At 40.6% G+C, this 12,318-nt stretch carries 7 protein-coding genes and 1 tRNA gene; 7 read left to right on the plus strand and 1 reads right to left on the minus strand.

Features of this window, described 5'->3' with window-relative positions; genetic code table 11:
* Positions 1-40 precede the first annotated feature (40 nt).
* Positions 41-114: transfer RNA gene (locus ACGE0T_RS02940), tRNA-Arg, on the plus strand.
* Positions 115-281: 167 nt separating this feature from the next.
* Here ACGE0T_RS02940 and ACGE0T_RS02945 read toward each other — a convergent pair.
* Positions 282-746: a TspO/MBR family protein gene (locus tag ACGE0T_RS02945; RefSeq protein WP_459189048.1), complete on the minus strand. Its 465-nt coding sequence runs from the start codon at positions 744-746 to the stop codon at positions 282-284.
* Positions 747-890: 144 nt separating this feature from the next.
* Between ACGE0T_RS02945 and ACGE0T_RS02950 the strand changes: the two genes are divergently transcribed.
* The 6 genes from ACGE0T_RS02950 to ACGE0T_RS02975 all read left to right on the plus strand — a co-directional run bounded on the left by ACGE0T_RS02950 (position 891) and on the right by ACGE0T_RS02975 (position 12,157).
* Positions 891-1,427 carry an RNA polymerase sigma-70 factor gene (locus tag ACGE0T_RS02950; RefSeq protein ID WP_459189049.1) on the plus strand — a complete coding sequence of 179 codons (537 nt, stop codon included), beginning with the start codon at positions 891-893 and terminating at the stop codon, positions 1,425-1,427.
* Positions 1,428-1,505: 78 nt separating this feature from the next.
* Entirely contained in the window at positions 1,506-2,483 is a 978-nt protein-coding gene (locus ACGE0T_RS02955) for a FecR family protein (protein ID WP_459189050.1), read from the plus strand.
* Positions 2,484-2,705: 222 nt separating this feature from the next.
* Positions 2,706-6,191 carry a TonB-dependent receptor gene (locus ACGE0T_RS02960; protein ID WP_459189051.1) on the plus strand — a complete coding sequence of 1,162 codons (3,486 nt, stop codon included), beginning with the start codon at positions 2,706-2,708 and terminating at the stop codon, positions 6,189-6,191.
* A gap of 28 nt (positions 6,192-6,219) precedes the next feature.
* A complete protein-coding gene (locus tag ACGE0T_RS02965) occupies positions 6,220-7,929 on the plus strand; it encodes a RagB/SusD family nutrient uptake outer membrane protein (RefSeq protein WP_459189052.1) in 1,710 nt (569 codons plus the stop codon).
* A gap of 32 nt (positions 7,930-7,961) precedes the next feature.
* Entirely contained in the window at positions 7,962-9,839 is a 1,878-nt protein-coding gene (locus tag ACGE0T_RS02970) for a glycoside hydrolase family 127 protein (protein WP_459189053.1), read from the plus strand.
* Positions 9,840-9,886: 47 nt separating this feature from the next.
* On the plus strand, positions 9,887-12,157 hold the full coding sequence (locus tag ACGE0T_RS02975) for a DUF6259 domain-containing protein (RefSeq protein ID WP_459189054.1): 2,271 nt from the start codon (positions 9,887-9,889) through the stop codon (positions 12,155-12,157).
* The last annotated feature ends 161 nt before the right edge of the window (positions 12,158-12,318 follow it).

The following is a 12,318-nucleotide window of genomic DNA, read 5'->3' on the forward strand; positions in this document are numbered from 1 at the left end:
AATTAAATAAAAATGCTACCTTTGCACCGCAAATAAGGATGGTTCCGTAGCTCAGCTGGATAGAGCAACGCCCTTCTAAGGCGTGGGTCGAGCGTTCGAATCGCTCCGGAATCACAAATTAAAATTAAACCCCTCTGTAAATAAAAAAATTACAGAGGGGTTTAATTTTGTACTGGCAAATTTACTGGTAAAATGGGATCATACCGAAATCCTGAGGGAATTTAATTCTAATGGATTATGTTGAGTAAATTCAAAAATCAATGTAAATAAAACACATTCTCTTAATTATTTAGTAAGATGTACCCATTCAAATATGTTGCAAAATAAATCCAAAGTAAATAAGGCAGGAATAAGAAAGAGCTGACTTTTTTGATTGGATAGCTCTTAATCGCATACATTGTCACACATATGTCGAGTATAAGAATATCGATGAATCCTAATAAAGGATTTTGTAAATAGAAAAATAGGATACTCCATGCAAAATTGAAAATTAACTGGATACCAAAAAGCCTGATCAATGTCTTTCTCTTTATTGAGTCAGAGACTGATATTATTCCGATAGATATTCCAATACAGAGGTAGATAATGCTCCACGCAATCGGAAATACTATATTTGGAGGTGTTAGAGCCGGTTTATTGAGAAGCGGGTACCATGTTTTAATAGCATCTGCCTGAAAATAACTTGCAGTCAATCCGACAAAGAAACATATCAATATCGGAATAATTATTGCGACAACCTTTCTCATGTTCTTGTTGGGATAATATCATTTAGCTTTCTTGTATAACAAGGGAAGAGTCGTTCTGGTTTTAATTTCCACTTACAATCAACAGTTTTGCCGGTTATCGCAAAATTGGATTATATTTGCGGGGCAGGATAAAGATGGAAAAGGATGGATTTTGAGCATTTTTACATAACATGGTATTCACGTGCGAAGTGTTTTGCACGGGAATATGTACTCTCGGAAGAAGACGCTGAAAATATTACACAAGATGTTTTTCTGGATCTCTACCAGAAACAATCTTTATTAAATGACCAGATAAACAGGGTTGCCTATCTGTTTACGGCTGTGAAGAATAAATGCATCGATTATCTTCGGCATAAACTGTTGGAACAGGAAGCCGCTAAAAAAATGCAGGAAGAGTTCTCTTTATCCCTTCAGATGAAATTTGATTCGTTGGAATCTTTTGATACGGATTGGGGCTCGGAACGAAAATTGGAAAAAATAATTCAGAAAGCCCTTGACTCTTTACCGGAGCGTTGCCGTGAAATCTTTATAAAGAATAAGTTGGAAGGGAAAAAACAAAAGGAGATAGCCGATGAATTATGTATCTCGGTGAAAACCGTAGAAAGCCAAATGACAATTGCTTATAAAAAGTTGAAAGAAGAATTGAAGGACTATCTGCCATTACTGATTTTCCTTTTTTAATCGTTTTCAAAAGAAATATAAAAATCTTTTAGGGGATTCTTTTAGCCTGTTCGTTTACTTAATAAAAAGAAAAGAGAAGTGGACGAACGAATCATCAAATATTATCAGGGAGAGTTGGAAAGAGCAGAGGAAGAATCTCTATTAAAAGAAGCCTGTCATGATTCCACATTAAAATCCCGTATGATAGCATATCAGCAGCTGTACAGTTTAATGGGATTGCAAAGTGCTGCAGCGGATATATCACTTGGAAGAGCAAAATACAAACAATTTAAACGGCTTGTAGAACGGCAGAAAAGAAGATTCTTTATCCAACGTTGGGGACGGTATGCCGCTATATTCATCATCGCGATACTCTCTTCCTGGATAGTGTCATTGTATTATTATTCCTACCATATGAAACCGGAAGCGATTGCCATGCAGCAAGAACTCTATGTGCCGCCTGGCCAACGTGCCGAACTGACATTGCCGGATGGCTCAAAAGTGTGGTTGAATGCCGGTTCAAGACTTACTTATCCTTCTACTTTTACAAATGAACGGAGAGTTTCCCTTTCAGGAGAAGGGTTCTTTGTTGTGGCACCGAATAAACAGGTCCCTTTTATCGTTTCTACATCTACGATCGATGTAAAAGCATTGGGTACCGAATTTAATGTATCTTCCTATCCGGCAGCCGGATATACGGAAGTGTATTTGCAAAAAGGTTCAGTGAAAACCTATTTTCCGGATATGGAATCCACTGGAAAAATATTGTCTCCGGGACAATGTTTAGTCCAGAATGGATATAAACTTGAACTAAAGGAAATGGACCCGGATATGTTGCTTTGGCGTGAGGGACTTTACACATTCAAAAAACAAAAACTGGGTAGTATTATTGAGAAGCTGGAATTATATTACGATGTAAAAATCAATGTGAAAGATCCGGAGATTTTAGATTATGAATATGTCGGTAAATTCCGCCAGCGAGATGGCATCTTAACCATCCTTCAAGTGATACAGAAAATACATAAATTTAAAATAGAGAAGAATGAAGAACTGAACCAAATCACATTATCCAAGTGATAAAATCGAATCATTAGTTGTTAACACTTAAAACAGAAAAGCCTATGAGTCCGTGAAAAGTATAAAAAGAGAAATCGGCAGATGTTCCCGCACCTACCGATTTGACAAGTAAACCCATTGAGATTAAAAATAGTATTTACTTAATAAAGCAAAGGTATGAAAATAAATTCTTTGTTAACGCATATAGTGTGCCACAAAAAAAGCAAAAAAGCATTCAGAGTTATGAAAATGACCTTTCTACTTATATTAGTGTTTGCCTCCCATCTGTTTGCTGTAAAAGGTGAGGCACAGAATGTGATAGTTGAGTTCCGGTCAAATAATCTTTCGATAGAAGAACTGTTTAAAGAAATAGAGCAACAGACCGATTATCTGATTATTTACAGCACAAGCGAGATCCGTTCGAACTTCAATGTTACATTGAGCAAGAAAAAAGCAAAAGTTTCAGAGATTCTGGATGAAGTATTAAGCGGTAGGAAGCTGAAATATGAATTTACGGATAATTACATTGTCCTATCGGAATCATCTCCGGATGGAATGCCACAGCAAGGGAAAAGAAAAATCTCAGGAAACATTAAGGATGAATACGGGAGTCCGGTTATAGGAGCCAATGTCGTGGAGAAAGGGACAACAAATGGAACGATCACAAATGTAGACGGAGATTTTAATTTGACAGTATCGGATCATGCTGTTTTGGTAATTTCTTACATTGGATATGAGGCCAGGGAAGTTTCCGTAAAAAATCAGCAAACAATGGATATCGTTCTTCATGAAGATACGGAAGCCTTGGAAGAAGTTGTTGTTGTGGGTTATGGAACACAGAAGAAAGAGAACCTGACCGGGGCTGTCGATGTAATCAATAAAGAAAGCCTGTCGCAACGCTCATCCGGTAATCTGTCGCAATCGATCCGCGGATTAGCTCCCAGTATGAATTTTTCATTGAATTCGGCAGGATTCCAGCCCGGAGCGGATATGGATGTTTCTATTAGAGGTATCGGCTCGTTGAACGGTGGTAGTCCTTATATCCTGATAGATGGTTTTCCGGGCGATATGAATCTGGTAAATCCGGAAGATGTTGAATCCATTTCCGTATTGAAAGATGCTGCCGCTTCAGCTATTTACGGTTCACGTGCTCCCTACGGCGTAATTCTTATCACAACAAAAAGCGGAAAGAAAAGTGAGAAAATGAGCATAACCTATTCAGGGATGATGATGATTAATTCGCCACAGAAATTACCGAAATCTCTCGACTCATATACCTATTCCCGTGTGCAGAATGAAGCAGGACGTAATTTAGGCGGAGCACCGATGAGCGAATCGGCTATCGACCGTATCATTGCTTTCCAGAATGGCGACTGGGATGAACTAAGGAGACTTATGCCTAATTATCCGGCAGGAGCAGATATAACATCCGGTGCTTATCCGAATGGAGATACATGGGATAGTGCCAACCTGAATTATGCGGATAACGACTGGTGGGATATTCTTTTCGGGAGCAGTGTAAACCAAAAGCATGATGTATCGATACAGGGAGGAACGGAGAAAGCTTCTTATTATTTCTCCGGAGGTTATCTGGACCAGAAAGGCGTATTGAATTATGGAAAAGATGTGTTCCGCCGCTTTAATTTGTTGGGAAAGATGAATATTGCCATTACGGATTTCTTTGATGTCAGTTGGGAAACCCGTTTTTCACAAAAATATAGGGAACGTAGCAGCCATTGGAATGGTGCGGATTATACCAATACCTTTAAATATGTGACTCGCTGGCTCTACCCATTCTCTCCGCTTTACGATGGTTGGGGAAATATTTCACGCGCGTCTATGTTGCCTTTTGTTTTGTCCGGAACAGAAACCAGCAAGAATCTTGATTACTGGAATAATTTGAGAGCAGAGATAAGACCGTTGAAAGGATGGAAGATTAATGTGGATTTTGCATATAACACCCAGTCTTATAATACATCCAATCTGCACCGGGAAGCGATTGCTTATACTGTTGATAATAAGCCTTACGCAGCAGCGGAAACAAATCCGAATAACCTGACGAAGCAGAAATATGACAATTATTACTGGAATACTAATATATATACGACCTATACGTTCAATATAAAGAACGAACATAACTTCTCGGTGATGGCAGGTATGCAATTGGAAAAAGGTATGAATGACCAGATTTCTGCATATAAAACCAATCTTATCGTAGAAGATATTCCTGCATTCCAAACGGCAACCGGTGCGATTACGCTTAGTGATATTTTGGGACATAATGCAACGCAGGGCTATTTCGGACGTATAAACTATAACTATAAGGAAAAATACTTGCTGGAAACCAATATGCGTTATGATGGTTCGTATGTATTCAGACAGGGAAACAGATGGGGATTTTTCCCGTCGGCTTCCATTGGATGGAGCGTACACAGGGAGTCTTTTTGGAAGCATGTCCAGCCTTATGTAAATACACTGAAAATTAAAGCCTCATGGGGGCAGTTAGGCAACCAAAATGTAAATCCTTACACCGACCTTTCACTTATCCCTTTGCAAACAGGAAAGTTGAACTGGATATTTGAACCTACCGGAGGAAGAAGAATCGGATACACGACTGCTCCGGAGATTGTGAATAGGCATTTAACCTGGGAAACGGCAACTACAACCAATCTGGGACTGGAGACTTCGTTTTTCGATAATAGATTGCAAGCTACTGTAGACTTATTCGAGAGAAGGACAACCGATATGGTAGGACCTTCGGAAAGTAAGCCGGGTGTATTAGGTGCGAACGCCCCGAAAATGAATAATGCTACGTTACGGACACGCGGTTGGGAAATCTCTTTAAACTGGAAGCATACTATCAATAAGGACTTTTCTTATTTCGTAAATCTGAATCTATCTGATTACAGGTCTGTAGTTACGAAATACAATAATCCGACCGGAACACTTTCCACCTGGTACGAAGGACAGGAAGTTGGCGATATTTGGGGATATACGGTTCATGATTTATTCCGCACCCAAGCTGAATTGGACGATTATTTGTCGAAGAAAGACCTTTCTTTCCTTGGTGCGACCTGGCGTACGGGGGATGTAAAGTTTGAAGATACCGATAATAATGATAAAGTGAACAATGGGAAGAATACGGTTTCAGACCATGGCGACTTGTCTGTTATTGGAAACGACCAGCCCCATTATATTTTTGGCATTATGCCTGGATTTAGCTATAAAGGATTGGATTTCTCCATGTTATGGTCCGGTGTGATGAAAAGGGATGTCTTCTTTAATTCGGATGCCAACCTGTATTGGGGATTCCATTCTATGTGGTGGGAAGGAAACCTGCAACCCCGGAATTTAGACTATTTCAGGGATGAACCGGGTACTAAATATGTCGGCCTGTATGAAGGTGACGCCAATATAAATACGGATGCATTTTGGCCGAGGCCTTATTTGAACGGGACGGAAATAGATAAGAACTACAGCCATCCTAACACAAGGTATCTGGCAAATGCAGCTTATATAAGAATGCAGAATATCCAACTGGGATATACGTTCCCTAAAAAGTGGACGTCAAAAATAAAGCTCGAAAAAGTCAGAATCTATTTTTCAGGCGACAATTTGCTCACGTTTACTTCACTCCCGAATGGTGTGGATCCTGAAATACCCAATAATGCAAATCTGACTTATGGTGCAGACCGGGTATGTTCTTTTGGTATAACTGTTTCCTATTAAACTTACATGATAATAAAATAGAATAGATATGAAAAAGATAACAATATATATATTCTTCATTTTAACGGGATTCACTTTGAGTTCGTGTGAAGGTTTTATTGATTTGTCTCCGCTTGATAAAATTAGTACGGACGATTATTGGCATGCTTCCAATGATCTGGAAAATTATATAGTTCAGTTTTATCCGGGTTTGGTAGGTTCCGAAATGGTTCAGTTCGATGCCGGAAATTCAGATGATTTGGTTTACCAGAATTTGAGTGTTATTCTGCATGGACAACGTACGCCAACTACCGGAAACTGGATTGGCGAATGGACTAATATACGCAATGTCAATATATTCTTTGATAATTATGGAAAGTGTAAAGACCCGTTCGACCAGTATAAGCATTATGTAGGGGAGGCGCACTTTCTCAGGGCATGGTACTATTTTGGCTTGTTAAAGAAGTATGGGGACTTGCCTTGGTATTCAAGCGCTTTGGATATTGACGACGAAGAAGGGCTGATGCGCCCGAGAGATTCGCGTATATTAATTGCAGATAGTATTTTAGCTGATTTGGATAGAGCCATAGAATATTTGAATGTCCGTTCGGCAGTAGGCAATCTCCGGATAAATAAAGAGACTGCTTTAGCATTTAAAACACGTGTCGCTTTGTATGAAGGAAGTTGGCAGAAATATCATGCCGGCGATGATTTCGGAACAAAAGGTGCCGATCCGGATAAGTATTTCCGCCAATGTGTGGATGCTGCCGAAGAATTGATACGGGGAGATTATACAGCAGGTATTTATAATACGGGAAATCCGGATAAGGATTACTATAATCTATTTGGATTTGATAATATGTCTGCTATCAATGAGGTATTGTTATATCGTGCTTTTAATATGGCGGACGGATTGACGAACCTGACACAACATTATGTTACGGAAAGGAATACATCGAAGGGGGCAACTTGGGACCTGGTATCTTCTTATTTGGGAAAAGACGGCAAGCCTTATAATTATCTGGATGCCAGCTCTGCTAATAAAGGAAATAAATTCCTGACAAAGATAGCAACGGACTGTGACCCGAGATTGAGTTTTACAATCTGGATACCCGGTGATTTGATGAGTGTAGCGTTTAACAAATATTTTAGCCGTCCGGATTTGAACGAAGGGTTGAACTGGCTATGCCAGACCGGATTCCAGCCTAAGAAAACATCTAATCCGTCTTCCCAGGGAGCAGGAGATCCGGCAAACCATACATCCCAGACCGGTTATATTATTTTCAGATATGGAGAGGTATTGTTGAACTATGCAGAGGCAAAATATGAATTGGACGGAACCATAGTTACCGAACAACTTAATTTGCTTCGCAAACGGGTTGGAATGCCGGACTTTACAGTTAATGCACAGGCTACAGACCCGAATCGTATCGATTATGGTTATCCCGTATCAGATGCTTTATATGAAATTCGAAGGGAGAGACGTGTGGAAATGGCATTTGAAGGACATCGGGAAGAAGACCTTATGCGTTGGGCTGCTCATAAACTGTTTAAAGATAAGAGACCTAAAGGATATCCGTTCGATAAAAGTGAGTTTCCGGAATATTCTCCGGCATTAGACGGAAACGGACTTATCGATTATTGGGCAGACTTGCTGCCTAAAGGTTATAAGTTCCGGGAAAAACAAGATTATTTGTATTCTATCCCACAGGATGAATTAACATTGAATCCGAATCTGGAGCAGAATCCGGGTTGGTAAGAAATTGGTAATTTTTTATCAGAAAAAATCATATGGTAAAAAAAATAATTTTAGCTGTAGTCGCTTTTAGTCTTTTGTCTTGTCAGGATAACAGGACGCAAAAAAGCAAGGATGTATTCGAGCCGCTTCCTCCGAAATGTGTTCAGTTAAACGGTTATCTGGACAATTATATAGAAAACTCGATTGAACACTGGAACAAAGGGGTTATCCCTTATGACCGGTTGGTCGGTTTTTTCAGAACAGGGAGACCTCAGTTTGCTTTAGGGGAAATGTGGGGCAAAGCCGTTCGTTCGGCCTGTATGTTTTATCGTTATACACAAGATGAGGAATTAAAAGCGATTATAGATGAAACAGTGAAAGACATCCTTTCCACCCAGCGTGAAAACGGTAGTATCAGTTGTGTCGAGATTGAGAATCAACCGGAGGAGAGTGAACTGTGGGAACGAAAGTATGTGATGTTGGGGCTTGAAGAATATTATGATTGGGTAAATCCGTCTCCATTGGTGCTTGATGCGTTGAAAAAGCAGGCGGATAATATTATCTCCATCATAGGACATGCTCCCAAAACGGAAATAGTAGATATAGGATGGAGTGCTACGAATATCGGGCATGAACCCTGCCATATTGAGTCGAGTACATTGCTCGAACCATTCATGCGTTTATATAAGATGACAGGCGAACAGCGGTACCTGGATTTCGCAACCTATATCGTGGAAATGGGAGGAACGAAACATTATAATGTTTTTGAAATGGCTCTTAAAAATGTAGAACCTTATAAAATGGCAGGTCATTATCCGAAAGCGTATGAAATGTTATCCTTATTTGAAGGTTTGGTAGAATATTACCGTGTGACGGAAAATCCTACGGTTAAGCAAATATTGCTGAATTTTTATGAGAATGTCAGGAAAAAAGAAATAACAATCATTGGCAACGGCGGTTCGGATCAGCCTTATCATCCGCAGGTAATGGGCGAGGCTTGGGGAAATACCGCTATCGAACAGACAAATCCGGATATTTCACGTATGATGGAAACCTGTGTAGGTGTCACATGGATAAAGTTCTGTAGCCAGATGTTACGGCTTACCGGCGATCCATCCACAGTGGATGAGATAGAAAAATATGTCTACAACGGATTGATTGGGGCGATGAAACCAACCGGTGATGGTTTCAGCTATGTTAATCTTTTGAACGGTCCTAAAGTAAATGGGCATGGCTGGGGATGGAAATTCGATGATTTGCATGTGACCTGTTGTAATCTGAACGGTCCTATGGGCCTGGCATATATTCCGTTTGTTGCAGTAATGAATGCTGCGGATGGTCCTGTCGTGAATTTATACAATGCCGGTACGGCTACAGCGAAATCTCCCGGAGGCAAAGAGTTGAAGTTGCAATTAGTCACAGATTTTCCCGAATCCGGAAATGTTCGGATACATGTAAATCCATCCGGAAAAGAGAAGTTTAATTTGAAACTGCGTATTCCGGAATGGAGTGAAAATACAGTTATTAAGGTCAATGGGGAAACACTTGGCAAAGTCAAACCGGGTGCCTATTTCGATATTTTGCGGGAGTGGAATGTGGATGATAAAGTCGAAATAGTGTTCGATATGAAATGCCGGATTATAAATGCACCAAAGGGTAGTAATCCGGCAGGATATAATTTTCAGGCATTAAAATGGGGACCGCTTGTGATTGCGAGGGACGAAAATCAGGATTCCAATTATAATAAACCAGTGCGGGTGGTTTCAGATACCGGCGGTCTGGTGAATATACGGAAAGTCCAGCCTTCGCAGCCTGGAACACATCTGGAGTTTATAGTTCCTACTACTGATGGGGAAATCCGTATGTCGGATTATGCATCCATCGACGGATGGCACGGTTCCGGTGTTTGTACCTGGTTGCCGCTTAAGTGATATCTAAAAATAAAGTAGAACCACTTTGATATAAAATAAGCTATTGTATGAAACTAATTATAAGTACTCTATTCGCGTTCCTGTTTTGGGGTACGTGTATAGCGAAAGACGATATGGTTTATTCGAACCGTTATTATCGATTGGTTGTGGACTCCGGTTCGGGCGCGATAAAAGCGATAGAAAAAAACGGAATGAATCTGATAGCCGATGCAAATCGGAAGGAACCTCTTTTTACGGTCCGGTTCAGGCATCAGGCAGATTCAGGGAAAGTGCATGAATATAATGCGTTGCAGGCCGGGAAAGTCAGTGTGGAACACGAAAGGAATGTCATAAAGATTCTATTCTCTGATTTTCCGGGTAGTTATATGGATGCCGCTGTTTCTATCAGAACGGACGACTCTTCTCCGCTTATCTGCTGGAATATATCAGTGGATAATAAAAGTCCTTATACACTTGAACATATCGATTTCCCTAATGTAACGGTTCGTAATGATTTGGTAGGGAATGGCGGTTCCAGCCGTATCTTCTGGCCGGGAAACGAAGGGTGCCTGATAGAAGATATGGAGGTAAGGGAAAGAGGAGGCTTCAGATATGCACCTATAGAATTTCCTTACATGGGGTGTGGCGGCATATATCCTACGGCTACCCAGATGCAATATATGGCCTATTATACCAGTCAGGGCGGATTGTATATGGCGGCGCACGATGAACAATGTAATCCGAAAGGCATAGAGTTCTTCCGGGTTGCGGAAAATCGGATCAAACTGAACTTCCGGTTGTTTACAGGCGGGGCGGCTAAAGGGCGGTATACGATGCCTTATGATATGGTATTAGGTGTTTTCGACGGGGATTGGTATGACGCATCTTCCATATACCGGGACTGGCGTGGATCTTCCGGTATGCCGGTACCTCCGAAAATAAAAGAGAATGAGATGCTACCTGAATGGTATTTTGAATCTCCTGTCATTGTATCCTACCCGGTCAGAGGAAAAAAGGATTTGGGAGATATGACCCCTAACGGGATGTATCCGTATGTCGAGGGAATCAAAGTTATCAATAAATTGAATCAAGATTTTGATAACAAGATAATGGCATTGTTGATGCACTGGGAAGGCTCGGCTCCCTGGGCGCCCCCTTATGTATGGCCTCCGTTCGGTGGCGAAGATAAATATCTTGCTTTCGTTGATGCGTTGCATAAACAGGGAAATCTGGTCGGTTTGTATGCCAGTGGTATCGGTTATACGTTGCGTAGTAATACGGATACGACCTATAATAAATATGACGAATACAATAAGATGCATCTTTCCGGAATAATGAAAGTGGCTCCTGATGGAACATTGGCAAATAACGGAACCTGTGCAGGACCACATGCACAACGTATCGGATATGATATGTGTCCGGCAAATCAGTTTGTGGAAGATGTGGTTGTAGACCAGATTACAAAAATAGTAGAGAGCAATACCGATTATATTCAGTATTTCGACCAGAATCATGGAGGAAACTGCTATATGTGTTATGGTACAAATCATGGTCATGGTTACGGACCCGGTCTCTGGCAGGTTGAGGCGATGAGAAAAATTTATGAGAAAGTGGAACCTGTCTTAAAGTCGATGCCCAATAAACCGTTGATAGGTTGTGAAAGTGCTGCGGCGGAAGGTTTTATCCCTTATCTTTTATTTAACGACAACCGGTTCAATCTGAATCTCAGTATCGGGGCGCCGGTGCCTGCATATGCCTTTGTTTATCATGAATATATCAATAATTTTATGGGAAACCAGGTTGGGGTGAGCTGGACCGTAAAGCTGGATAAGAATCCGTATAATTATTTGCAGCGGCTGGCACATAGTTTTTGTGCCGGCGACTTGATGACGGTCGTGATAGATGATAAGGGTGACGTTATTACTTCATGGGGGGCTTCGTGGGAAGAGGAAAAGCCGAATCAACAAGACATCCGGGCACTTATTCGTAATCTGAGTGCATGGAGAAAAGGTGTCGGAAAAGAATATTTAATTGAGGGCAGGATGTTGAAACCGCTACCGGTTAGCGGTTTGCAAAATGTCCCAATGACAACTACTACCGATAAAACGATAAACTTTGATTCTGTTTTTATGTCTAACTGGCAACTTGATAATGGTTCAAAAGCCCAGATTTTTATCAATTATCTGCCCTATGAACAGGAAATATCCCTGGATGTGAAAAGTCTGAAAGGTGTCAGGTTACATAATCTGCCACAGGATTATAAAGGAGTAAAAGTTTCCGCAGGAAAAATCGTTCTTAAAATTCCGGCGTTAAATGCAGTGATGCTTTCTTATGCCTGAATAAAGATTTTTAAAGACTGGTATTACCGATAGAAGAGTGTAGCAAAACCGATATTACAGGTTGCTGCTACACCCTTCTTCTTGTTTGTTTGAAAAGCCGGAGATGCTAATCTGAATTAAATCTAGTTTCAATTTTTTTTTCTGTTTTGAAACTCTTTGTT

It is taken from the genome of Parabacteroides sp. APC149_11_2_Y6, from assembly GCF_054506995.1.